The organism is Desulfomonilia bacterium, from assembly GCA_036567785.1.
Taxonomy (GTDB): Bacteria; Desulfobacterota; Desulfomonilia; order UBA1062; family UBA1062; genus DATCTV01.
Window position 1 is genome coordinate 39,528 of record DATCTV010000062.1, and the last position, 26,669, is coordinate 66,196.

General features: G+C 46.7%; 16 protein-coding genes. 12 read left to right on the top strand and 4 right to left on the bottom strand.

Annotated features, from left to right (window positions below; genetic code table 11):
* Nucleotides 1–47: 47 nt before the first annotated feature.
* The 3 genes from bamA to VIS94_16190 all read right to left on the bottom strand — a co-directional run bounded on the left by bamA (nucleotide 48) and on the right by VIS94_16190 (nucleotide 8,834).
* Complete coding sequence (gene bamA, locus VIS94_16180) at nucleotides 48–2,873, bottom strand: outer membrane protein assembly factor BamA (protein HEY9162615.1); 2,826 nt, start codon at nucleotides 2,871–2,873, stop codon at nucleotides 48–50.
* Nucleotides 2,860–7,074, bottom strand: a complete 4,215-nt coding sequence (locus tag VIS94_16185; protein ID HEY9162616.1) for a translocation/assembly module TamB domain-containing protein — start codon at nucleotides 7,072–7,074, stop codon at nucleotides 2,860–2,862. Before VIS94_16185 ends, bamA begins: the two co-directional genes overlap by 14 nt.
* 146 nt (nucleotides 7,075–7,220) lie before the next feature.
* Nucleotides 7,221–8,834: a DEAD/DEAH box helicase gene (locus tag VIS94_16190; GenBank protein HEY9162617.1), complete on the bottom strand. Its 1,614-nt coding sequence runs from the start codon at nucleotides 8,832–8,834 to the stop codon at nucleotides 7,221–7,223.
* Nucleotides 8,835–9,069: 235 nt separating this feature from the next.
* Between VIS94_16190 and VIS94_16195 the strand changes: the two genes are divergently transcribed.
* The 7 genes from VIS94_16195 to VIS94_16225 all read left to right on the top strand — a co-directional run bounded on the left by VIS94_16195 (nucleotide 9,070) and on the right by VIS94_16225 (nucleotide 18,937).
* Nucleotides 9,070–9,240 carry a hypothetical protein gene (locus VIS94_16195; protein ID HEY9162618.1) on the top strand — a complete coding sequence of 57 codons (171 nt, stop codon included), beginning with the start codon at nucleotides 9,070–9,072 and terminating at the stop codon, nucleotides 9,238–9,240.
* 39 nt (nucleotides 9,241–9,279) lie between these two features.
* The gene (locus VIS94_16200) at nucleotides 9,280–11,859 is read left to right on the top strand and encodes an ATP-binding protein (protein HEY9162619.1); all 2,580 of its coding nucleotides are present in this window, start codon (nucleotides 9,280–9,282) and stop codon (nucleotides 11,857–11,859) included.
* Nucleotides 11,860–11,896: 37 nt separating this feature from the next.
* Entirely contained in the window at nucleotides 11,897–13,273 is a 1,377-nt protein-coding gene (locus VIS94_16205) for a sigma-54 dependent transcriptional regulator (GenBank protein HEY9162620.1), read from the top strand.
* Nucleotides 13,274–13,508: 235 nt separating this feature from the next.
* A complete protein-coding gene (locus VIS94_16210) occupies nucleotides 13,509–13,784 on the top strand; it encodes a hypothetical protein (protein ID HEY9162621.1) in 276 nt (91 codons plus the stop codon).
* Nucleotides 13,785–13,862: 78 nt separating this feature from the next.
* The gene (locus tag VIS94_16215; protein ID HEY9162622.1) at nucleotides 13,863–14,129 is read left to right on the top strand and encodes an AtpZ/AtpI family protein; all 267 of its coding nucleotides are present in this window, start codon (nucleotides 13,863–13,865) and stop codon (nucleotides 14,127–14,129) included.
* Between the two features lie 663 nt (nucleotides 14,130–14,792).
* A complete protein-coding gene (gene dnaA, locus VIS94_16220) occupies nucleotides 14,793–16,091 on the top strand; it encodes a chromosomal replication initiator protein DnaA (GenBank protein ID HEY9162623.1) in 1,299 nt (432 codons plus the stop codon).
* Between the two features lie 197 nt (nucleotides 16,092–16,288).
* The gene (locus tag VIS94_16225; protein ID HEY9162624.1) at nucleotides 16,289–18,937 is read left to right on the top strand and encodes an Ig-like domain-containing protein; all 2,649 of its coding nucleotides are present in this window, start codon (nucleotides 16,289–16,291) and stop codon (nucleotides 18,935–18,937) included.
* Between the two features lie 77 nt (nucleotides 18,938–19,014).
* On the opposite strand, the gene VIS94_16230 is transcribed toward VIS94_16225, so the two are convergent.
* Nucleotides 19,015–19,605 (bottom strand): TetR/AcrR family transcriptional regulator, encoded by a 591-nt coding sequence (locus VIS94_16230; protein HEY9162625.1) that lies wholly within the window; start codon nucleotides 19,603–19,605, stop codon nucleotides 19,015–19,017.
* A gap of 219 nt (nucleotides 19,606–19,824) precedes the next feature.
* Between VIS94_16230 and VIS94_16235 the strand changes: the two genes are divergently transcribed.
* The 5 genes from VIS94_16235 to VIS94_16255 all read left to right on the top strand — a co-directional run bounded on the left by VIS94_16235 (nucleotide 19,825) and on the right by VIS94_16255 (nucleotide 26,650).
* On the top strand, nucleotides 19,825–21,231 hold the full coding sequence (locus VIS94_16235) for an aminotransferase class III-fold pyridoxal phosphate-dependent enzyme (GenBank protein ID HEY9162626.1): 1,407 nt from the start codon (nucleotides 19,825–19,827) through the stop codon (nucleotides 21,229–21,231).
* 14 nt (nucleotides 21,232–21,245) lie between these two features.
* On the top strand, nucleotides 21,246–22,493 hold the full coding sequence (locus VIS94_16240) for an aminotransferase class III-fold pyridoxal phosphate-dependent enzyme (protein ID HEY9162627.1): 1,248 nt from the start codon (nucleotides 21,246–21,248) through the stop codon (nucleotides 22,491–22,493).
* Nucleotides 22,494–22,620: 127 nt separating this feature from the next.
* Nucleotides 22,621–23,544, top strand: coding sequence for an amidohydrolase family protein (locus VIS94_16245; GenBank protein ID HEY9162628.1), 924 nt, complete (start codon nucleotides 22,621–22,623; stop codon nucleotides 23,542–23,544).
* Nucleotides 23,545–23,728: 184 nt separating this feature from the next.
* Nucleotides 23,729–24,838, top strand: coding sequence for a saccharopine dehydrogenase NADP-binding domain-containing protein (locus VIS94_16250; GenBank protein ID HEY9162629.1), 1,110 nt, complete (start codon nucleotides 23,729–23,731; stop codon nucleotides 24,836–24,838).
* 75 nt (nucleotides 24,839–24,913) lie between these two features.
* Nucleotides 24,914–26,650, top strand: a complete 1,737-nt coding sequence (locus tag VIS94_16255) for an amidohydrolase family protein (protein HEY9162630.1) — start codon at nucleotides 24,914–24,916, stop codon at nucleotides 26,648–26,650.
* Nucleotides 26,651–26,669 lie beyond the last annotated feature (19 nt).

Consider the following 26,669-nt stretch of genomic DNA (forward strand, 5'->3'; position numbering starts at 1 on the left):
TCCGATATCAATCATTCTGATTTCCTGGCTTTTCCCGCTTTCATGATTCAGAACGTGTATCCGATCGAGAAATGGAAGCACCCGGGGGATTCATCTTCTCTAGGGTGTATCTTGAGCCCGTATAACAGACTTATAGGGCCGATAGGTGTGATATAGCTCAATCCAAACCCCACGGAAGAGCGGAAACTGTCAGTGCCTGCCTCTGTAACGGGTTTCTGAATTGAACCCGTATCATAGAAGAGGGTGGCCTCCAGGCTGTTTATTAATTCTATGCGTGCCTCAAGGCTGGCATTGACGGAAAGCCGGCCGCCAACCGCATTATCCTGGGAATCATAGCGGAGCATATTTTCGGCATAGCCGCGTACAGAGAAGGTCCCGCCTAGATAAAACAGCTGGTCGACCGGGATCGAGCTTGAAGTGTCATAGGGATCGATAAAGCCTACACCTCCCATTCCGGCGAAGGTTAGCCGCGGCAATGGCCGCCAGTATCCACGCAGCAGGAATTTGTATTTCAGGAAATTATCAAGCGAGTTTTCCAGACCTCTCGAAACATCAATGTACAGAGAAGAATAGATACCCTTTGAAGGCCTGACAAATGAGTCCCGCGTATCATAAGCCAAACCGGGTGTTGTTACCAGGATACCGCGTGGAAGGTAGGTATCATCGGTTACGATGGAGGAGTCCTGAGGAAACTGCTCGCGGCGTTCGTACCTTAAACCCAGGCTTGCCGTAAGATGCTCAGGCGTGAATTTGCGCTGGAAATTAATCGAGCCTGTAAGGTCCTTGATTCCGAAGGTCTGGTTGAAATCCTCCTTGCGTTCGTATGATATTGAATAGGTAGTCGAGATATTGGTCCCGAATAAATTGCGCTGATTGAGTGCGACCTCGCCTTTGTACCCGACCTGACTTATTTCACCGCTGGCCCAGCTGTCATAGTTCATTCCGAACAGATTTCTGTCTCCTGCACGGGCATTGCCGTAGAATCCGTTGTCGCTCCTGTATCCCACACCGCCCTGGATATAATACGGCGGTGTTTCCTCCACATCGACAAGAAGGGGTATATTCTCTTCTTTATCCTTAAGCCCCGGGGTCTTGAACTGGACGGACTTGAAAATTCCCATATCACGGATGTTCTTCTGACCTTCCAGAATTGCGGCAAGTGAGAAATCATCGCCGGTCCTGATCTTGATCTCGCGGTCAAGCACCTTTCTCCGAGTTTTCAGATTGCCCTTATAATAAATGTTCCCGATACGCACAAGCGGTCCTTCGTTGACTGAAAAGCTTACATCGACCTCTGATTTGTCCGGTGTGAACCCGGCACTGCTTTTTACTGTTACATATGGATGTCCAGAAGCGGAAATCAGGTTGGCAAGCGAGACCTCGTCCTTTTTTACCAGCGCATTGCTGAATGGCTGCCCGGCCTTAAGCCTCAGGGATTCAAGGGCTTTTTCCCGGGACATGGCTGTGAGTCCCGTAAACGTAAGCGACTTTACTATTGATTTAACGCCTTCATCAATCTTCATGGTGATTTCCACTGCGGTTCTATCCTTATTCCAGACGATGTCGGGGGTTATTTTCACATCCTGATAACCTGATTGCAGGTAGCGGTTCTTAATAGCTGAAATATCCATTTCCAGCTGGTCAGGTATGTAGTCGTCCTCCCTCGAAAGTGATCCGGTTCCTGTCTTCATGGTCTTCTTAAGGGACTCCTCATCAAAGGCTGAATTTCCGGTGAACTTCATGGACTTGACCGAAGTATGCGGGCCTTCAGTTATGGTAAGTTCAATCCGACGTGTTGTCAGGTTATTGGCTGTTATTTTTTCATCCTTAATTTTTACTTCAGTGAAAGAGTAGCCTGCCATACGGTAGCGCTGCTTGATGTTTTCGATGCTTTTGCGCAGACCACGATCCCTTCGGTTGCCTTCCTTGAAAATGACAAGGTCCTTCTTTAGGGTTGATGACCAGAAACGGTGGTTGCCTGAGAAAGAGACTTCGTAGCGAGGGCCTTCCTTGATGCTCAGACCTACTGAAACAAGCGCCTTCCCGGGGTCTTTGCTGACGGTGGAACGGATCTCGCATTCAGGGTATCGTCTTTTCCAGTATAGCTTTGTGAGGTTTTTGACATCCCGGTCGAATTCAGGTTCCTTGAAGCGCCTCGATTCGAGAATCAGGAAGGATGTCCGCCAGATATTCATGTGCATTCTGATCTCTGAGGCGGACATGCCCCGGTTGCCGTCGATTGTGAATTGATCAAGGACATAATAGTCTCCGGGCTGTATCTGCACATTGACAAGTGAGGTTCCTGCTGAGCTGTCCCGGACTTCCTCTATTTTCACTCTCGGCTCGATATAGCCCTCAAGGGAGTATAAATCGCCAAGACGGGCCTCATGCGCAGTAAGAGCTCCTGGCAGCAGCGTGTCTCCGGGGTAGATGCTCATGGCCTTCAGGACCTCACTCTTGAACAGCGGATACTCTCCGCTGACCTTGATGTCACTGATCACACGGGCAGGCTTCAGGACAAAAATGACCTCGATGCCTTCATCAAGCGTCTTGATCGATGGCAGTATTTCTTCGAAGCTACCGCTAAGGGTGAGGGACTCGATAGATTCATCATATTTACCGGCTGTGAATCGTTCATTCTGATGAAGGGCGATGAGATCACGCGCCATCTGTTCAATTGCAGGGGTGCACCAGGGGCATCCCGTGATGATAACTTCCACACGTTTCATGACAGACCCTTCAAAGGAAGCTGGTTTGAAGGCATTCTCGGTGGAAACAGACGTGTTCTCACCTGAAGCGCCGGCGGCGGAGAAGAGAATCGCCAGCATGGCAAGTCCTATCAGCCTTAAAAAAAAGAATTTATCTGAATTCATGTTTGAACTGGATTTCAGCCCCGTAATTGCCGCTTGTACCGGGGTAGCCGTTTACCATAAGGTTGTCGAACAGCTTGTAGGAGACTATCCCCCATTGGGATGTCACATTGTTCCTGGTTTCCATTTCATAGGAGATGCTGAACCGGTTCGATATATCCTTGCCGACTGTGAACTTCATATCGTTGCCGGTTTTCGATCCGGTCGGGCTCGAGTATTCAAGTTTGAGGATGTCAATATTAGCTGCTTTCTTGATCTCCGAACCGTAGGTGCTTGTCAGGAGTTCGGCAGCCATGAGGGAAGGCGATGCCTTTGCCGTTGAATTCTTCTGGGTGAGTTCACTGAAGGTTTTCCCCGTGACGAGCAGAGAAATTATATCCGACTGGACTTCCACAGGTTGAGAGCTCAGATTCAGTTTCAGATTTTCGAGAGGGCCTTCGAGCGAGAGGTAAATGGTCCAGTCCCTGACTTTGGTCTGGCTTATAATATCCAGGTTTGCTTCGGTCCTGTTGGGATTCAGGAAATCGATGACGCCGTGAGTGACGGTGAAGGTGTTGTTCTGGAAAATAACTGTCCCGTTTATGACGCTTATCCTGCCGTTTATCACCGGGTCGCCCACGGTGCCTGTAATCTCCAGGTCCGGGTTGAGTTCGATCGCGGCAGCGTTGTTGTCAATTTTCACTTCGCCGCGGCGCTTTAACGTGACATCAAGGGCCATGTCTTTAATGAAAGGGGGAAGAGGCTCTTTATGTCTTATATCAGGCTTGCGTTTCGGGAAGATTCCTTCGACCACGCCGGTAAGGAGATTGAGGTTAACATCCCTGTAATAAGTACCGTCAACAATAACCGCGTCCGCTTTGAACCGTGGTTTATTGGATATGGTTTTCAGTGAGGCGTTTCCGTCAAGAGAAAGGTCCATGATATCGGGAAAAACTATTGGGACTGCATTTGCCTTTGCACGTACATCGATCATTGTGAGACGCTTGTAATCTTGAAGTGCTGTCGTACCGTCTATGGTGAAACTTCCTGTATCCAGATCGCCGGTCAGCCCTGAGAGAAAAACTGTACCGTCATCCATGCGGATAGTCCCGTTAAGTGCGTGAATACGCTGACCGTTAAAAGGGATCTGCCAGGCGCAGTTCTCGAGAGTGAAAAGGGCTTTGATCCCGGTGCCGGTATTTCCGGACCGTATCTGAGATGAGAATCGCACGGTGCCTCCGGCCTCATCGATATCTTCTAAGAATGCCCCGATGACTTCAACAGGAACCGATCCATCGGCATCGAATACAAGGCCGTTCCTTATGGTGCCGCTTCCGCTAAGGTTGAGACTGCCTCTTTCCGCAAGTATGAGGTGAGTGACCGGCAGAACAAGAGTGCCGTCAGTGTATGAGCCTGCAATGGTGTCGGCCTTTATAAGGGGTTTGTTCCCCTGGAATATTGAAAGGCCTGAGATGTCCGCATCTACGGCAATATCCTGAATACTCCCGATTCTGCCGGCAGCCTTGAAGGTTCCGGAAGCTTCCCCTTTCAGTGATGGTTTGTCTGCAAAGGCAAAAAGAGGTGCCAGATCGGTGCGGTTGAAGGTAACCTTCGCGGTATAATTCCGCGAACGGGTATCCAGGCTGCCTCTAAAGTCCAGGCCGAGGGCTCCGGCAGCATTCAGGATATGATCATTAAGATCGAAATTCAGGCTGCCGTCAGGCAGGACCATGTCCATATATTTCATTTCAGACAGAGATAATTTACCTGATACGCCCGGGTTTTTCAGTGTACCGTTTCCTGATATGTCTATTCCGACCTTACCTGTCAGTTCAGGGCGGTCTTCGAGATAGCCAATGGATGCAAGGGATATTCCCTTAGAAGAGACTTCAAAGGCGTACTCTCCTCCGAGCGACAGCCATCCGCCACCACGGATAACCTGATCGGGAGCTATGACCGCAATAACGGGTTCGACAAGAATGCGATCGTTTTCAAACCTTGCATCGAGATTTATCTTCTCAACCTTCTGGTTTCCGTAACTCAAATTTTTTCCCACCAGTGCCCCGCTTCCGTCAAGATGATTGAGCGTTCCGCTCAATTTCCCGCTCAGTTCGATATTTCCTGATGCCTCGTTGAGGAAGTCCTCAAGAAAAACCCTGCCTTCTGTAATCTTCATGTCAATATCCGGGTCTGTTATCATGGATAAGGAGTTGTCCTTGAGAACCCGGACTGCGCCGGAAGCGTTTATCAAAGAGCTTCCCTTTGAAATGCCTATGCTTTCCACATCAAGCAGGCCTTTACTTAGACTGGCATCCAGTATGATATTGCCAAAGGGCATACCGGCATAATTGAAGTCATGACCATTAATAAGGATATTGCCCGAGATTTGCGACCTGCTGCCTGAAGCTGTGACATGACCGTTAACGGCCCCGGACAGCTTTGATTGGAATGAGAAATCAAGCGGATTCACCCTGTTGAGATCGGCTGCTAGATTGAAAGGCAGCGTGCGGTTCAGGTGAGGAAATTCGGAGAAAATTCCTAGCGTGCCATAACCAGTAATCCTTGAAGCATGATTTAGTATCGTTCCTTTATGTATTGTCAGCGATCCGGATGGTTCAAGTGATGCGTCGAGAAGAACTTCATCCAGTGAAATATCCTTCCAGGAGCAGGAATCGCAATTCAGTGAGAGTCTTGCTGAAGGACGGTCAAGCGTGCCTGTTAGAGCGGCTTTACCACGCAGGGTCCCTCTTGCATCGATTGAGAACAATGCCATGAGCCGTTCGATTCCGGGGGACTCAAGGTCGAGTGTCCCTTCAATAACACGAGAGCGGGTGTTAACGGTTCCCTGTGCTGTAAGCATGGACCCTTCCGCTGAGACGGTCACCGGGGTAAGCAGAATCGTTTTATCTCGGTATTTTCCGTATCCTGAAAAATTAAGGTCAGTTTTTTTAAGTTTGCCGGTGTGAAAACCAGCTACACATGTCTTGCCGGATATGTCCGCTGAGATGGCTTCAGGCTTAATCCCATGGCCCTTGATCTTGAGATCTGCCCCCAGAGTGCCGCGCACGGCGCTGGAAATATCCGAGAGGCGGATATCCTGTGATGTAACTGCCAGGTCATAGGTGATTGCATCCCAGTTTCTGACTGCTCCAAAATATGAGCGGGGAAAGACAGGGCTGAGGTCGATGTCGCCACTTATCAGAACCAGACCTGGTGCAAAATCGAACTTGGCAGAGGTACAGTTCAGCCTTCTGTCGGCCAATGTTCCGGAGAATGAAATCTTCCCTGTCCCCGGCCAACCGGAATTTACTGGAATATCAGCGGATAAGGCGGGTATTTTCCCGATGTAACTGATATCACCGGCGACGGTAGGGTTATCGTACTTTCCGGCTGCCTTGAGTGAAGCGGAAAGCCTGCCGTCAAACGATGCAGGCAGTCCGAGCCCTTTATTTAAATCAGCCATGTCTGCATCGATATTAAGAAAAGCATTGATGCTAGGCTGACCGGAAAGATCCGATACCATCCCTGACGCGTTCACGATGGATGAGTTTTTCTCTATCGATATCCTTATATCATTGATTCGATCGTTAATAATGGAACCGGAAAAGGAGCCGGCGTCGAAGAATGCCTCACGGCCGGACAGATTGAACAAGGTCCGGGCAGAAGGTATGTCAATATTAAGAAGCACATCCCCGGCAAAGGCTGCTGACAGGTTCAATCTGGCCTCCTGCATGCGCACAATCTCACTTTTATCCTTGAGGTGAAAGGCCAGGATACCGTCTGAAGCATACAGGTTATTGATAAATACCCGGAGGTTGCTCTTCGGTGAGTTTTTGTCCTTGAAGGCATTGACTATATTGAGCTGACCGTCTGTCCCGATTGCCAGAGTTATCTCCGGGCGCTCGAGACGTATGACCCTGAATACAAGACTGCTTTTTAAAAGCTCCGGGAGATTTAATGAAATTGTGGCCCGCTCTGCTTTGAGAATTGTCTTGCCCTCAGGGTCGGAAAGAACGGCGTCTCGTATGTCTGCAGTCTGTTTGAAAAGTGATATCGATATAATCCGGCCGCTGATTTTCCCAGGGATGAGACCATTGATGACAACCATCAAATGCTGTGCCCCGGGTTCGGTGGCAAGGTACAGGTGCATGCCGACAGGTATCGTGAAAAGCAGAACAATAAAAATGCTGAGGCCTATGGCAGCCCGCTTGATATATCTGCGCATCAGCCGCTTGGCTCCTCTTGCATGTTTGTATGATGCCTAAAAAACATGCCCATTAACTAACACAAAACAGAGGTTGACCCATACAGAAAAGCTGATTTCAAAGCCCACCCGTCAACCGATGTGAAATTACTGAGTGAAGGAAAGTCTTACGGCTTTTTCTTTTTAGGTCTTTCTCTGTTTGTCCGCTGATCGGGTTTTGCCATGCTTATCATGGGCTTGCCTTTTTTCTGCCTGAACCTGCTTTGAATGATATCGGCTTCGTTGTGAGGCACGTTTACGAAAGAGAAGTTGTCGAACATCTGAATGTCCTGGAAAAGCTTATCCCTTATGCCTGTTTTGTCGGATATCATTCTGACAAGTTTCTGCGGATTAAGCCCGTGCAAACGGCCCTGGGCCACAAACAGCCGGACGTTTTTTCTGCCGGCCTGTACGGCGGGTTTGAATTCCGTGATCTCCTTATACCTGTCAGGGTCAAGGACATCGGAAAAGGCGTATTTCAGGCATGACGCAAGGATTTTGACGGGATCGTGATCTTTCATGAGGTCTTCTGCAAATCTGATATAATTGGCAGAAATTCCTTTGCCGGACATTTCATTTTCAATAACCTGTCTGATTCCGGATGCCCTTACTGCGATAACCTCGTCAACAGTGGGAATATGCCCTTTTTTTATACTGCCGCCGCCCGCATGGCGGATTATTTCAAGAGCCCTGCGTTCCCTGGGCTCGATAAAGGTTATGGCGATGCCCTCTTTTCCGGCCCTGCCGGTACGGCCGATTCTATGGACGTATGAGTCGGCGTCCTGCGGGATGTGGTAGTTTATGACATGGGTCAGATCCCTTACATCGATGCCCCGCGCAGCCACATCGGTCGCCACCAGTATTGTGATTTCCCTGTTTCTGAAGCGGTGCATGATCTTTTCGCGCATGTTCTGGTCGATGTCGCCATGAATGCCGGCCGTCCTGTAGCCTCTGGCTTCAAGGCCATCGGCAAGTCCCGAGGTTTCGATCCTCGTACGGCAGAAAACAAGGCCGTAGAAGTCGGGGTTTACATCGATTATGCGGCAGAGGAGTTCCAGCTTGTCGTCTTCCCTGACATCATAATAAATCTGTTTTGTGAGCGAGGGTGTTTTTACTGTTTCACCGATTGCGATGGACCTCGGGTTCGACATGAATTTTTTTGCGATAGATACCACCGGTTTCGGCATTGTCGCCGAGAAAAGAAGTGTACGTCTTTCTGCCGGGCATTGAGATATGATGGATTCTATGTCTTCAATAAACCCCATATCCAGCATCTCATCGGCCTCATCGAGTATGAGGTATTCGATGCTGTCAAGCTTCAGTGATCCTCTTCTCAGGTGATCGAGTATCCGTCCGGGAGTGCCGACAACGATATCGGCTCCATCTTTCAGTCCATTGAGCTGCGGTACGAATGACTGTCCTCCGTATACGGCAAGGGTTTTGGCCTTTCTGCCCCTGCACAGGGATTTCATTTCTCCTGCGACCTGTATGGCGAGTTCCCTTGTAGGGGCCATGACGAGGACTTTTGTCCGACCGTCAAACGAGTCAATTGATTCGATTACCGGTATGCCGAATGCTGCCGTCTTGCCTGTCCCTGTCTGGGCCTGAACGGTAAGGTCATAATTTTCAGAAAGAAGAACAGGTATGATTTCAGACTGAACAGGCGTCGGTTCAGTAAAGTTTTTACGTTTAAGGGCCGCCAGCATTGTTTCAGACAGACCCATGTTAATGAACTTTTCCAAGTGATTACCCCTTTGTCGAACAGTGTTTTTTATGTCTCGATGGCACGAAAAGGTCTTTTAAATGGTACCTTTAATAATGTCGTCAAGAATTACCTGGGGCGCTTATATCCTATTTCGTAAAAATTACCAGATAAATAATAAAGCATATAAAATGTGGCTGTTTAATATAAAATAAACCTGTTATAAAATATTTAAAATTTTTAAGCAGCTAAGCTGTTGATTCTAAGGAGCGGAAATGAGGGAAATTGGCGCAATCGCCGGATACCTTGTCTTCTGGTTTTTCAGCAAAATGGTGCTCGGCATTCAGAGCGGGGCTGTAACGCTTATTTTATCCCTTTTGTTTGCATTTTCAGTGTATGCATTGATCGCTTATGCCGAACACGAGGATAAAGATAAAACAGAATGAGAATAAAACTTTATCTCTTCGACATTTAAAACGAGCATAATGGATAAGAAACATTCTCTTTTATATAAGCGCTACACCATATGGCTGTCTGCAATGATTGTGATTCTGCTGATCACACTTCTTGCCTATGCAGTTTACCGCTCAAGGGAAAAATCGATAATAAACCTTTTCAGCTCGCAGCAGGAAGTCATATCAGACCATGTCGCATCGATGATCGAGGGGACGCTGGAAAGGTGTGAAATAAACCTCGGCTACCTGACCGGGTCGCTTGCCGGTTCGGAAAGATACAATGAGCAAATGGGCGAAGCCATCAGGAAGTTCTACATCAAGGAACAGAATGTTGTCCTGGCCGTCATGAATATCGATGATAATGATGTCATCAGGTATGCATATCCCGATGATAAGGCGAAGAATCTTGCAGGCAGAAAAATTGCCGATCCCGGAATAATGCATGCACTGAAGATGTATGAAAACGGCAGATATGCAGGAGGTCTTAATAGATTTTTTGATTCGAAAAAAGCCGGAGATGAATGGCTCGACAGGACTATCTGCATAGGCCTGCCTGTTCATGGCAGAGATGGAAAATATGACGGCGCCGTCCTTGCACTGATAAGCCCCCGGCTTCTCATGACCCGCGCGATATTTAACAGGGAATCTCCGATCAACGGGGAACTCTGGCTTGTCGATGATCAGGACAGGATAGCCTACCGGCCATACGGGGTTATTGATAACAGGAAGTTTCATGACCTGTTACCTGACAGCAAAAAGAGTTTTGACATATCACACGGTGTCAGGAAATATTTCATAGAAAACATAAGTTCCTCTCCGGGTAAATCTTCAGCCTGCATAATATCCTATGCCCCTGTCCATATAGGCACATCCATCTGGTTTGCGGTAATGGTCGCACCGTATCATGCCGTTCAGAATCTTATCTCAAGCACATCGAAGAATATTATCCTGGGTGCTTTCGGTCTCATAGTTGTTGTAATTGTAACCGCCATATCCATAGCGCAGTCAGATGTTAAGAGGCTGCGCCTTAAAGAGGAACTTAAAAGGCTACAGGAAAGAGAGGAATGGCAGAGCAAGTTATTAAGGGAGAAGATGACCATAGATGGAATCATTGAGGGCTCCCCTGTGCCCACTTTCGTGATTGACAAGGACCACAAGGTTATCCTCTGGAACCGCGCCTGTACAGACCTTACCGGCTACAGTTCAAAGGTGATGGTCGGTACAAGCAATTTCTTTCGCCCGTTTTATGATACCAAGCGGCCTCTCATGGCGGATTTTATCATTGATCAGAATATAGAGGATTTCAGCCTTTATTATGGAGATATAAAGGTAAAGAAGTCCGAGTTTATTCAGGGTGCGTACGAATCAGTAAAATATTTCAGCAACCTTAACGGCAAAGGCCGTCACCTTCATTTCATGGCTGCCCCGATCTATAATGAAAAGGGAGAAATTACCTCGGCAATAGAAACATTCCTGGATGTCACAAAAGAGGTGGAGCTTACGAAAAGCCTTCAGGAGTATGCCGAGTCGCTGCAGAATGAACTTGGTGAAAACATCAGGCTCAACAAGGAGACGGAGTACCTTTACAATTATCTGGGAAATATTGTCGAATCGCTTCCGGATAAGATATTCGACCTCAGCAAGGACGGGATAATAAATTACGTCAGCAAACAAACGATAATGGGCAGAGATGTCGAGACCGAAATCAAAGGCAAGCACTTTACCGAGTTTGTTGAGCCGCAGCACAGGGAATACATGATCTCCAAGTGGGAGAATGCCCAGAAAGGGATTTTTACTCCATATGAACTTGAGGTCGTAACCAGGAAAGGGGAGAAGAGAAATCTTCTCATAACGCCAAGGCCGGTCAAGGGAACCGACAGATATATCCTCGTGCAGAGGGATATAACCGAATACAAGGAGCTGGAAAAGAAATTTTATGAAAGCCAGAAACTTGCCGCGATCGGACAGCTGTCGGCAGGCATTGCACATGAAATCAGAAATCCCCTTTCTTCAATAAAGATGAGCCTGCAGATACTTGAAAAAAGGCTTCAACCTTCAGGGAACGATCTTCAGAGGTTTAAAATAGCACAGAGAGAGGTTGAGCATCTTGAAAAGCTGGTTAGTGACGTTCTCATATATGCAAAGCCTCTTGTCCCGAATAAGGAACCTTCCGATTTGAACACTATTGTTGAAAATGCACTGGCAATGGTTGAGAAATCCCTCAAGGACAAGGAAATTGAAGTGAGAAAAGATTTTGCAGAAAATCTTAAGGAGATAAATGTCGATGCATCGATGATAACCCAGTGCCTGATAAATGTATTCCAGAATGCCGTAGAGGCAATGGAAGACAAGGGCATAATGGTTATTACACTCAAAGAAGAAAACGGAAATATGGTAATTGAGGTTAAGGACAACGGATGCGGAATTGATGAGAATGATATGCCGCATCTTTTCAATCCTTTCTTTACGCTGAAAAATTACGGTACGGGCCTGGGGCTCTCACAGGTAAAAAAGATAATCGACCAGCATGAGGGCGAAATAAAGATAATAAGTATCAAAGGGGAGGGTACAAGATTTATAATTAAGCTTCCTGAAAACGATAATACATAATGGCGGAATACATATATATTTTGTTAGGATGTCAAATATGGCGAAGATACTTGTAATAGACGACGACAGGTCAATACGTGAGACACTCGACATGTATCTCAGTGAAGAGGGCTATGACGTAGTTACAGCGCCTACCGGAACCGACGGACTTGCGAAATATGTCGAAACATCTCCGGATGTTGTCATACTTGATATCAGGCTTCCCGATGTGGATGGCTTCAGGATACTTGAAGACCTCAAGGAAGAGGACGAAAATCTCAAGGTCATAATGATAACGGCCTTCCATGACATGGAGTCAACAATAAGCGCAATGAAAAAGGGGGCATTTGATTATATCCACAAGCCTGTTGATGTTAATGAACTGGATATTTCAATCAGGAAGGCGCTGCATGCGCTTGACATGGAAAGAAAGCTCAAGGGATTCGTGGAATCAACCCGTGAATACAAGGTGGGTGACATTATCGGACTGGGCCCCCGGATGAGAGAGATATTCAAGACAATAGGCGTTGTTTCTCAAAGTAAGACGCCGGTGCTCATAGAAGGCGAAAGCGGTACGGGGAAAGAGCTTATTGCGAAGGTCATCCACAACAATACGAATCCCAATGAGCCATTCATAGCAATAAACTGTTCTGCGATTGTCGAGACGCTTCTCGAGTCCGAACTGTTCGGGCATGAGAAAGGCTCATTTACCGGTGCGATAAACAGAAAGCCCGGCAAATTCGAACTTGCAAGGAACGGCACTGTTTTCCTGGATGAAATCAGCGAAATGTCCTGGAACCTTCAGGCCAAGCTCTTAAGGGTGCTTCAGGAAAGGGAGTTTGAAAGGGTTGGCGGCAAGGATACAATAGGCGTAAATGCAAGAATCATTGCTGCAACAAACAAAGACCTGCGTTTAATGATAAAGGACAGGATGTTCAGGGATGATCTGTATTACAGGCTGAATATCGTGAGCATCAAGATTCCCCCCTTAAGGGAAAGGATAGAGGATCTGGAACCTCTTGTTTCATATCTGCTGGCAAAGATAAGCAACGAGCTTCATAAACGTATTGTAAAGGTGTCGGACGAGATGATGGAAATATTCAGGGGATACAGCTGGCCCGGAAATATAAGGGAGCTTGAAAACCTGCTGGTAAGGGCGGCTGTTGTTGCCAAGGGACAGGTGCTGATAAAATCGGATTTTCCGAACCTGAACGATGAAGAAGGTGTCGAGACGGCCTCTGAACAAGACCGGGAATGCGCCAGGGACGCATCAGGCAGATACTTGACCCTTGATGAAATTGAGGAACGTCATATCAGAAGGATAATAAACGAAACCAAGAAAAACAAAGGCGAGATATGTGATATGCTTGGGATATCCCGCCCGACCTTTGAGCGCAAGCTTGAAAAGTATGGCATCACGTACGAACGGGAATGACTGGAAATATTATTCCGGTTAAAATCAGTATTAAACGTTTCATTTAATGTTCTGAACATTTATTTAAAGAAACAAAGACTTCTGAATCCCCCAAGAAAATCAAATTTTCATTATTAGTTAATTATTACCTAAAGATATCAACTAGTTATAATAATATTTATCAAGTGACGAAAGTTGGCACGTTTCTTCCTATGGAAATTGGTAATTAAACAAAAAAATCGGGAGGGTTAAGACAATGAAAAAAACAATCCAGACCTTGATCGTATCGTTCTTCGTAGTTCTTATTACCGCATCTTTTGCATTTGCAGCGAATGCCGTAACAGGCGGCGATAACTTTCCGTATTTTAACCTTGGATGTCTTGTCATGGGCGGGCTGACGATAGTATCACTCAAACACAGATATCCCAGGATGTATCTGAGCGAGGCGATCGGATCATTCGCGCTGTATGCCGTACTGGTTGCACTGTTTACGGCTCCGGTCATCGAATCTGTAAAGATCATCGTAAGCTGAGAAGCAACCCTTAAAGCATGGGCTGGAATAATATCCCGTCCATGCCGGACGGGTAAATGGATAAAGGAGGTAATGATTATGAAAGGCTTATCGAGAGAAAGAAAAGACAAAACGACACTTAACAGTATAGTGATGATAAGTGCATGGGGTCTCATAATGGTTATCTCTTCTTTTATCTTCATGTATGCAGGCAGGTGGATAGATGTGAGTTTCAACACCGAGCCGGCTTTCATGATAGGTATGCTGTTCCTGGGGATATGCCTCTGCATATTCAGGCTATACAGAGAAGGGATTGAAAAGACCCGGAGAATGTACAGGCTGGACAGAACTGCCCGGGAATATTAAGAGAACATGATTCCAAAGACAATCAGAGCCGGGTTGGATGCATCAGATTCACGATACGTCTCTGAGAACATAAACGACAAAACGAGTTTTAACCTTTCCATCTCTTTTCCCTGTTCCGGGGGTTGCCGGTTTTAGTCTTTGCTGAAAGCGGCAATTTCCCGGAATAGTTTTTTTCTATTCTCATCGATTCCAATAATCGACATGCCAGCTGATTAACTGCAGTTATTCTGATTCTGGTCCGGATGCCGATTCCAATTAAAAAGTTAACACCGTGATTGAAAACATTTGTTTGAGTTTGAAGCAAGGATGCGCCTTAAATATTTTCAGGGTGTAACATCAATTCTGGATATTGAAGATAATTTCAGAAAAAGGAAGGAAATCATTGAAAATAAAAGTTGTGCGATAACAGTAAAAATTATCAGAATCACAGGCCTTGGTAAATACTCGATGTCAAGGTTTTTAATAAAAAACTGTAAGTCCAAGAACTGCAAGGAAGATTATCATAACTGAATGAAATAACAGAACAATAGAAATTCATTTTTATGTTTTGTCAATCGTTCGCAATCAGGTTTGACGTTTAATTTATCCTGGTTCAGTATCGGTTTTACATCAAGTCGTTCCATCTTGCCTTTGCTGATTTTATTTTTGGGGGAGTAAATTTTCATGTCCGGTTCCGCGAACACAAGGGGTGTTCTTTTCGACGGTATCGCTCCGTCCGAACAGGCGCTGCTGAATCAGATAGAAATCGAAGAAAGGGAGGGTTCTGTATTTGTAAAGTGTCCGAACCTCTTTATTCAGCAGCATGTTAAACGAAATTATACCGACAGGATCAGGGATGCCTTGGGAAGAGATGTCGAGTTCATCATTTCAGAGAAGTCTCCTGAGCCTCCTAAACAGGTAAAGAAGCCGGTTCAGATGATGCTTCCTGAGGCGTCACCTATGGCAACCGGGGTAAATCCCAAATATACTTTTGATAATTTTGTTGTAGGGAAATGCAATGCATTCGCATTTCAAGCTGCAAAGGCTGTCGTGGAAGAAGGTACCAGGTATTCACCGCTGTATTATTATTCCGATACCGGACTGGGAAAGAGCCACATCGCACATGCAATCGGCAACGGAATAATAGGAAGGAGAAAGGGTGTAAAGGCTAAGTACACGACAGCCCAGGACTTTTCACAGGAGTATGTGTATGCAGTCAGGAATGACTGCCTTGACAAGTTCAAGAGAACCTACAGGTGCGGCCTGGACCTGCTGTTCATAGACGATGTCCATGTTTTTTCAAGCAAGGAAAAAACCCAGATGGAGGTCTCCTCCCTGCTCGATGACATCATGGCTATGGGCACACAGGTCGTGTTCGCGGGATACAGGCCGCCGGGTACCATACAGCAGCTTGACAAGGGGCTCAAATCAAGGATGTCTTCGGGGCTGTTGATACATATCAAATCGCCTGACATGCTCACAAGATCGGCGATTGTCAGGGCAAAGGCCGGTGCCGAGAATATAATCATGCCTGACGAGGTCGTGGAATTTATAAGCGGTACTGTCGTAAGCAATATAAGAGACCTTGAAAGTGCGGTCATGACTGTAATAGCAATGGCCTCACTCATGAAGCGTGAGATAAATATGGATATCGTGCATGAGGCGCTTGAAGGTACTATTACAAGAAGGACTCGCATAGATATTCCATTTATCCTTGAGGTTGTTTCGAGGAATTTCGGCATTGATAAAGATGCCCTAGTGTCTCCTTCACGGAAAAAGGAAATTGCCTATCCCCGGCAGATTGCGATTTACCTCTGCCGTCAGTACACAAGGGATTCGTTGCAGACAATAGGCGAGGCATTCGGAAGAAAGCATTCATCAGTCATCCATACTCTTGAAGTCATGGATGCCCAGTACAGGGACAATCTCAAGACGAAAAAGGAAGTGGATTTTATTATGGAGAAGATAGAGGCAGGCGTCTGACCCTGACCGGGCAGGGCATGATAACTTCGCATCCCCTCTGGAAATTGTTTCAAACCGGCTTCCTTTAAACTCTTATCAAGGGTCAGGACCTTTTCGTGAAATCTTTTGCTGAATTCGGAAGCTAAAGTAATGCCGGTTCTTTCCGATAAAAACAGTAACCAGTATTTTTCTGAAAAAAACCAGGCAAGGAGAACAAAATGGAAAGAATGCAACGTTGTTCAGTAAAAGAATTCATAAAATACATTTCAATTATACTTATTTCTTTTATTGCATTTATGCCGGCGTGTGGAGGTGGCGGTGGTGGTAGCGACGGCGGAGCAGGTGATGATCTGGCCATTGTTTCCACAACTCCTGCAGACGGGGCGACTGATGTTGATATTACTACAACAGTGCAGCTTGTTTTCAATACCCCGGTTGACCCTGCTACGCTGGAAAGCGAAGGTGCAGGATCCTTCGTTGACAGCGAAGGTGATGACGTTGATCTGGATTTGAGTATAAGCGGCGACGGAAAGACAGTAACGTTGACGCCTAAAGAGCCGCTTGACTACGGCGAGACATATACGCTTACACTCTATGCGGGCGTAGTAAAAAACACTTCCGGCAAAGGTCTCGTATCGGATGCCAGCTTCAGCTTCACGACCGAGGCTCAGCCCGAGTCGTTTGGCGTTTCATCCAGGTCTCCGGCCTCTGATGCGACAAATGTTTCCATAAATACTGCAATAGATATAGTCTTTAATATGCCTCTCAATCAGTCAACCGTTTCAGCAACCACTTTCAATGTCACGCACGGCGGTACGCCCGTTAACGGTAGTATAACGTTTCCGACGGCTTATACCGCAAGGTTGACACCAACGGCGGCGCTTAGCTACGGAACCTTATATACTGTTACGCTTACATCAGGCATTCATAACCATCTCGGCCAGGCGCTTGCCGGGCAGTCCTATAATTTTACAACGGCAGTGGACCCTGATGCGCTCACGGTTGATTCGACCACTCCCGCTTCAGCCGCAGAAAATGTCAGTGTTTCGACATCCATTATCGTGGTTTTCAATCAGAGTATAAATTGGAATACAGTTAACAACACGACATTCATTGTTAAAATTCATGGAACTTCAAACCCGATAAGCGGAAATTACCACACGGACAACAGAACAGTAGTATTTACACCTAATACGCCAGGCTTCAGTTACGGAACTCAATATGATGTAACGATAACAACGGGCCTGCAGAGCAGTGAGGGGCATGCCCTGGCTGCAGACTATAACTTCAGTTTTACAACGATTAGCCAGCCGGATACATTCTATGTTGCTAGCAATGTTCCGAACGATGACGCGACCGATGTGTCGGTGAATGCCCCGATTGTTATAACATTCAATATGGCTGTAGATATTGGAACAGTGGCATATGGCAGTTCTTTCAGCGTTATTGCAGAAGGAGTAGCATCCCCTGTTGAAGGCGCAATCACATTTTCGCAACAGAATACTGTCATGACCTTCACCCCGATTGAAGCGCTATCGACAGATACTGTTTACTGGGTCAATCTGACCCATGATATTAAAAGTGCTGTCGGGTCGCTTCCTCTATTTGCTAAAGAATACACATTCACAACTTCAGCCGCCACGCACAACAGCGGCGACCCTGATATGGGATTCGGCACAGGCGGAATCGTAAAGGCTTTAATCGGAAGCTGGTCCAGTTCGGGCGCCTTGTTATTGATGCCTGACGGCACCATTGTTGCAGGCGGAGGAAGCTTTCACGGCTCATCGGACTACAGATTTGCAGTTGCCGCATTCGATTTTATCGACGGTTCTTATATTGGATCAGTTACGACGCCTATTGAAGGTAGCACGGGATCGAGGATCGAAAGACTTGCCCTTCAAGGAGATAAGCTGATCGCTGCCGGAAACTGGACGGAGAGTGAAAGTGACGAAAGCATCCCCGTTCTTGTCAGATACGCCAGCGGAGCGCTTGACCCAACCTTCGGTTCAAACGGAGTGGTCAAGGAGCCTTTCAGCGATACTGGCATGAGAGAATTGAGTGATATGATGGTGCTCGACAGCAACAAGATACTCGGTACTGGCGTTTATTACAGCACCAGTTCCCCCAACTATAACGGTTTCCTGGTGCGGTATAATGAAAACGGCACGCGTGATGCATCATTCGGCACGAACGGTCTGGTTACGATAACATATGGAAGCCATAATTATGCTTCGAGGTGCTTCGATATCCGCAGCAACGGGAAGATAGTCATCGGAGGAATTTATACTGATGATATGACTACATTCCATTATGTGCTCACGCAGTATAACGCTGACGGTACGCTCGATACCGGTTTCGGAACTAACGGATTTGCCGTTTCCGATTTAACCTTTACCGATCCTGACAATATGAGCGGTGATATAATTCTCCAGGATGACGGAAAGATAGTAATGACAGGAAAATATTCCGACGGATCGAAACTGGTATTCCTTGTAGCAAGATTCAACAGCAACGGATCGGTTGATACTTCATTCGGCACGAACGGAAAAACCACCACATCGATCGGCACCGGTGACGCCCAGGCCTGCACCATTGTTTTTGACAACACAGGTAATATAATCGTTGCCGGATTGTCCAAGAACGGTACAACCAACATGCTCGCGCTTGCAAGGTACACTGCAGGCGGTGTACTTGACACCACCTTCGGTAATGGTGGGACAGTTACAATGGATACGGGTATGGGAACTTCGATCTCAAGGAGCATGAATGTCCTTGTACAGCCTTCTGATGGAAAGATAGTCGTAACATGCAGAGGCGGTGACGACATGGGCAACGGCGTATTTGCAGTAGCAAGGTTCTGGTCGTAAGGCAGGAACTGGTCTTAAAAAATGAAAAAGTCCCCGGAAGCCCTCAAGGTTTCCGGGGATTTTTTTATAAGGTCATCTCAGAGAAGCTTGAGAATCTGTTGCTGAAAACCTGTCAATACACCCTCAATGTTCAATTTTCTGGTGTCAATAATCGTTGAAAACAATGCCATTCCCTCCCAGAATGCAACCATGGCCGTACTCAGTATTTCCATGTTGATATTATCGGACGATGTGCCTTCGATCATGGATGTTATGGTCCCGATCCATTGTGAATAGGTCTGCTGGAGTTTTTTTCTGACTGACGGGTTGTACAGGGCTATCTCCCATATCTCCACGAACAGCCTGGAAAGGTCTTTGTTTAAAGTGATCTTGCTGTTTGCAAATTCAAATATTTCTTGGATAAAGTCCTGGCGCGAACATCCGGATGTATCCTTTGCCCCAAGCCATTCCTTGAACTGGGAACCGTAATATTCCATAACATGATCTATATAATGCAGAAGGATGCTTTCCTTGCTTTCGAAGTAGTAGTGCAGGACTCCATGATTCACTCCGGCAACCTTTGCTATATCCTTGATGGAGGTTTTTTCGAAGGATTTTTCCTTAAGACAAACACTGAGAGCTTCAAAAATCTGCAGCCTCCGCTCTTCCTTGACATTTTTTCTCGGCATGTCCGAATCCCCTTCGCTTAAGAGTTTAATCAGAATGACAAGCTTGTTTACGGCCATACTACGGATTGACAGACATAACGTCAAGCAGCCTCTAGCCGTTTGCTGATTTTCACAATGATTCAACAGTCCGTTGACAAGGCTGTATTATATGATTATTAGTTAGTCAGCTGACTAAAAAAAGTTTTTTAAAAAAATATTCGGGTAACAAAAGGAGGAAACATGAAGGAAGGCTCTTATGCAAGGATGGACAGGCAGGAAAGGGATTACATTCATTATCTTTTTGGAAAGCATATCTCTCACGGACAGGTGCGTTACCTCAGATGCGCACATCTCGATACGTATGAAAGGAAGAGAAAACATGTAGGTTTTACTGATGCGGAATCAGGAAGATACTTTTATGATGCCTTCAGTTCTGCAGGCTGTTTCAATGTCGGCAGGATGAACCCCGAGATCATAAAGGTGCTTGAGGATGCGCTGGATTCTTATGACATGGGTTCGGCGGGTTTTCTTTCCAAACCCAAAATCGAATTTGCAGAGAAACTTGCACGCGTATCGCCGGGAGATATGAACCGTGTAGTATTATGTGCTACGGGTGCCGATGCATGTGCCTGTGCAATGAAACTTGCAAAAGGGGCTACCGGCCGCAACGAAATTATTACCATGGTCAAGGCGTATCACGGGCATGAAGGGTTCAGTCTTTCGGGTAACGGAAAAGACTATTACAAGGAACTGTTCCTTCCTCTGATGCCGGGATTCAAACTGGCACCATTTAACGATCTCGAAGCAGTCAAGAAGCTTGCATCAAAAAACACGGCCGCCATTGTCCTGGAGCCTGTTCAGGGTGAAGGCGGAATTCACGTGGCGAAAAAGGAATATATGCTCGGTCTGCGAAAACTCTGCGACGAACTTGGGATAATGCTTGTCTTCGACGAGGTCCAGACAGGCATAGGAAGGACCGGAAAACTATGGTGCTCTGAGCATTACGGCGTCGTACCGGATATAATGTTTCTGGCTAAATCCATAAGCGGAGGTTTATATCCCAACGGCGCTGTTGTTTATCGTGATATAAAACTTTTGAGTGACTATGTTGATAAAAATCCCACATTCCATGCAGCGTTAAGCGGTGGAACCGATCTGGCCTGTATTGTCTCAAGCAGGGTGCTGGACTTCATTATCGATAATAAGATCAGTGATAATGCAGCTGTGGCGGGAAAACGCTTCAAGGAAGGACTGGAGGCGTTATGGCGTGAAAATCCCAAACTGATCAAAGAGGTAAGGGGCCTTGGACTCATGATAGGCATGGAGTATAATTATGAATTTGTAGGCGCGCTGATGGCCGAATGTCTGGCTGCAAACGGTATATGGGCGGCATATTCCGGGAATGCGCCTCAGGTTATGCGCTTCCAGATACCTATTACTGTAACCATGGAGGAGGTCGAGGATATGCTCGTAAGGATAAGGCAGTCTGTCAAGGACATGAGAAAATACCTTATTCCTCTTTTGCCTCTGGCAAGGTTTTCCATGTTCCGCAAGCTGCTCGACAACCTTCATATTCAGATAGTGGCGTTCAATCTTATGAGGGATATCGAAGAATTCATTATGATTAAGATATTGAGAAGATCTTAAAAAGGAGGGTCAGGATGAATAAACCAGAAAAATACAACAATACGGACAAGGATATGTTTTTCGAAAAAGCGGCCAAGGTCTTTTCATCGGGCATGGTTGATATGATCAAGTCACAAGGATTCTGTTTTCTCGAGAATAAACGCGAAGGTGCTTACGTTTCCGATACGGATGGAATATCCTATATAGACTGTTATACTTCCGAAGCGACATACAACCTGGGCAGAAGAAATCCGAAACTTGCCGCATGTCTGAAGAAGGCCATACATGAAACAGATCAGGGCAACTTCGTAATGCTTTCGGAGGAAAAGGCTCTTCTTGCAAGAAAAATAAGCGAATTCATTCCGGGACCCCTTGAATGCGTATTATATGGTGTCACCAGGGGTGAATCCATGGAAGCTGCATGCAAGCTGGCCAGGGGGTTCACGGAACGTCCTGAACTTGTGACGGTTGACGGCGGTTCATACGGAGACGGCGGATTCGCCATTTCGCTTTCAGCGAGAAACGACAAGAAGGATTTCGGCGAACTCATTCCTGCAGTTAAAATTGTCCCCTTTGGGGATATCAACGCCGCAAAAGCCTCAATCGGAAGCAAGACGGCAGCCTTCATCCTGGAGCCTGTTCAGGCTGAAAACGGATGTCGTGAGGCGAATTCTGAATATCTGAGGCAACTCAGGTCCTTATGTGATAAATCCGGCGCAAAGCTTATTTTTGATGAGAGCCAGACAGGGTTCGGACGCACAGGAAAGAAGTTCGCATTCGAGAATGCAGGCATATATCCTGATATTCTTGTAATCGGTGAGGCCATTACAGGCGGAATGTTTCCTATGACAGCCATGGTATTTACAAAAGAACTGAAGAATCTCTTTGATGTACATCCCCTCATACATCTCTGCACGTTCGGAGGGCATGATATCGGGTGCCGGGTTGCAATGACGGCGCTTGATGAATATGAATATGTTAAACCCTGGGAAAACGCAGATGTCATGGGGAGGCGTCTGATAAACGATCTGAAAGGTATAGTTTCCGAGTACAAGGACGGAAAAATTTCCGTTAGCGGCAAGGGGCTTCTTATTTCAATGTCGTTTGCTTCGGAAAACAGTGCAAGGGAATTTTGCAACCAGGCTGTAAAAAACGGCGTACTTTTAAAACAGGGAAAGGTGGACGGCAGGTCCGTCGTAATGAGGCCTGTTTTGACAATATCGGAAACCGAAATAGATATGTTGCTTAATGGTGTGAAAAAGGCACTGAAAGGTATGGAATAACAGACGGACAGCCTGTCCCGCTTGAATCCTGATGCGGGGCAGGCATGATTCAAGATCGACATGTGTACCGGATTGCAGAAGGGCATTAAACCATATTGTGTATTTCCAATGGTAAAAGCGAGGGGTTATGAATGAAGAAATAATTGATATGCATACACACCTGGGTAATATTCTTTATCCTGGAGGCGGAGGTCTGATCGAAAAAACAGGCCAAAAAAAGGCAATCAGATTTGATATAATCACAATTTCAGAAAAGATGCTGCACTTTGATCTGGGCGACAAGAAAATGGAAAAAATATTGTTCGGAAAGTATATAACAATTGCCGAAAGGGCAAGAAACCTGACTGCGACGCGAGAAAATATGCGCCGATCAATGGATGAAAACGGTATTGTGGCAAGTGCCGTTATGCCGGTACCACCTAATGTGCGTTTTTCAGACCTGTTTCGAGCCGCCGGAAAGGATAAAGGAATTCTCCCGTTTACAGGTATCGATTTTTCACAGTCTTCCGATGCCATTGACTCGCAGCTTGCAGCAGACGTCAATGCGGGTGCCAGGGGATTGAAGCTTCACCCTGTTATTCAGAAGGAAAAATTGACAAGCGCAAAGACATTTTCAGCAATGGAATCTTTTATGCGCTACAATCTCCCGGTACTATGCCATAGCGGCACATCTTCATATTATCCGAAAAGCGAGCATTTCATGGAAGAACCTTCATACGGCGAGATTTTCTATATCAGAAACCTTGCACGGGCGTTTCCCGGAGTATGTTTCATTGTTGGACATTCGGGGCTTTATGAGGTGGAGGATGCAATAAATATGCTGCATCCCTATCAGAATATATATATGGAGATATCGTTTCAGAACCCTTGGACGATTCGCAGGCTGATAAGGACATTCGGACCTGACAGAATTCTTTATGGTACGGACTGGCCGTGGGGTGACAGGCGTACCGCCGTAAAGTGTGTACAGCTCGCATGCGGGAAAGACAGGCAACTTGCGCGCCGTATATTATATGAGAATGCAGCTGAATTATTGTGTATCAACTTATGAGCACATCAAAGAATTCATTGGCCGGCTCAAAAAAACAAGGCTGGAATATTAAATAAATCAGAGTATATCCTTCGTACCGTTGACAAGGTCTTTGACAGGGAGTAGAAGAGAATGAACGTTCGTTCTCTTTTTTCAACGGCAAATACTTTCCTCGGGAAAGAAAACATTTTACGGAGGTTTATTTATGAAAATACTGGTTCTTGGCGGCGCAGGCGATATGGCGATGGATGTCCTTGATGAGCTGGGCAAGGAAAAAAAGGTCAAGCTGATAACCATTGCTGACCTCAATCTGGAAAGGGCAAATAAAGAGGCATCAAACAGAGGCAAGCCTTTTACTGCATGCAGGCTGGATGTCAATGAAAGCGCAAATGTAATCGAGCTTATGAAGCAGCATGACATAACGCTGGGATTTGCCGGGCCGTTTTACTTTTTCGAAAAGAAAATTGCTGAAATGGCTATTGAAGCTGGCAAACCCTATGTATCAATTGCGGATGACTATGAATCATATCTGGATGTCATAACCCTTGAAGAAAAGGCAAAGGAGAAGGGCATTCATATACTCACCGGCTGGGGTAATTCTCCGGGCATGACACAGGCCCTGGCAAAGAAAGGCTACATTTCGATGGAAGAGCCCAAGCGCATAAACGTTCACTGGGCGGCAGGGTCAAACGAAGCCGCCGGACCGGCGAACCTGACGCACCTTTTCAATATCTTCCAGGGAACGTGCAGGCAGACCATAAGGGGCAAAGAGGTTGAAGTCCCGTCAGGCAGCGGACGGAAGGTCGTGAAATTCCCGTTCCCCATGGGCGAACTGCCGGTATATTACACCGGTCATGGAGAGAGTGTATCGATGCCGCGCAATATGCCCGGCCTTGAGGAAGCGACCCTTCACGGAGGCGTACAGCCTGCCTATATCCCGCTTCTGGTCATGGGACTGAGCAAGCTCGGTCTTATGAACACACATGAAAAAAGAAAGAAACTGGCCAATTTCTTCTATAAAATCGAGAGTATATTCGGTTCAGGCGGCCTGGACAAATCGGTAGGCCGTGTCGATGTTTACGGACTCGACAAAGGAAAAACAGTACACCGTACCTACACGTACATAGGACACATCGGAAAGATAACATCTATTCCCTGCGCCACTGCCGCACTCTGGGAGCTGACAGGAAAATTCAAGAAAAAGCCGGGAGGCGTCTATTCACCTGACAGGATTCTTGACAATCCCGATGAATTCCTTAATGAACTGATGCGCCGCGGTGTTGAAATATTCTTCTACGAAGAAGGTCTGGATTAATATAAGGATATATACCGAAACAGTATCAGTAAACCCGCATCCCGTTCAGGGATGCGGGTCATTTTAGGAGACCGCATGCACTATGATCTTATCATACGAAACGGTATTATTGTTGATGGAAGCGGTAAGGAAAGATTCACAGGTGATATTGCAATAAAAGACCGCAAGATTCGGGAAGTCGGAAATCTGAGTGATGCAACAGCTGAAAAGGAAATAGACGCAACAGGCAAGGTTGTATGCCCCGGCTTCATCGACATTCATTCCCATATCGATTTTGCGGTGGCAGGCGAAGACCAGGCCGAGAAGCTGAAGCCTCTTATCATGCAGGGTGTGACGACCGTGATAGGCGGCAACTGTGGATTCTCAAGCTGCTATGTGCCTGAGAATAACCGCGATCTGACCCTTACATATCTCGAGAACCTTTCAGGGGAGAATCAGAAGAAGATAGTGGACTGGCATACGCCGGATGAGTTCTTCAACAAACTGGAGAAAATGGGGATGCTGCTGAATATGGGCACTCTTGTAGGTCACGGATCTTTAAGGGTGGCTGCATCAGGCCTTGTGACAAGGCTTCTTGACAATGATGAAATGGCACTGCTCGAGAGATATCTCGACGAGGCCATGGAAATGGGCTGCCTGGGAATGTCAACCGGACTGCAGTATTTCCCGGGGCTTCAGAGCGACACTAATGAACTGACAAAGCTCGGCGCGATTCTGAAAAAAAGAGGCGGTATATTCACCTCGCACATGAGGAGTTATTCGCACACAATAGACAAGTCGATCGACGAAGTAAGCGAAGTCGGCAGGAGAAGCGGCATACCTGTCCAGATATCCCACCTCTACTGGCAGCCTTATACGAAAGGACTCGGGTGGATAACGAGAAACGTTATAAAACTGGGTTCTTTCGCGTACAACAAACTCAACATCCCGATACCTATAGAAAAAGGGCTTGCAAAAATAATTGGAATGATAGACGAACAGCGCCGGCAGGGTGTGGATGTAGCCTTCGATCTGGTGCCGACATCCCAGGGGTTCACGGAACTCTTCGCATTCCTTCCCCCGTATGTTTCTCAGGGCAGCAAACCCGAGGCGCTCGAAAGGCTCAAAGATTCTTCATTCAGGAAGAAGGTGCTTAACGACATATTTAATGTTGAGCCTGACTGGCCACACAGGGATGGCGCGACATGGTCCTTCAACTACCTGAAGATGACCGGGTGGGAAGGACTTCGCGTAATGGCGGTAATGAACCCGAAGAACAACTGGATGGAAGGGCTCACCTTCGTAGAGATTGGAAAGTCGATAGGGAAAAAGCCTTTCGACGCCCTGTGCGATCTCATGATAGAGGAAAAGGGCCAGGTCATGGTCTTCCATACGCCTCTCAAGCCGGATGACCCGTTTGCGTTCAGGTCCATGTGGCTTGGGTTCATGCACCCGCATTCCGTCCCGGCTACTGACACCATTCTAAGACCGATAGGCAGGCCTGCCCATGTGTTCTATGACTGCTTCCCGAGATTCATTTCATTCTTTGCAAGGGAAAACCCCATGATGAGCCTGGAGGAGGCGGTGAGGAAGACTACGTCGCTTCCGGCACAGATCGTGAGGATCAAAAACAGGGGCGTTCTTGAAAAGGGTGCATTCGCAGACATTACGATATTCGATTTCGACAGGCTGGGAACCAGGGCTGATTTCTACAGGCCGGATATTCATCCCGACGGGATCGAACACGTTATCGTAAACGGTTCTCCGGTATTATCATCAGGCCGGTTCATTAAGGACACCCTTGCCGGAGCGGTCATAAGAGGCAATCAATAATAGGATATCAGAAGGGGTA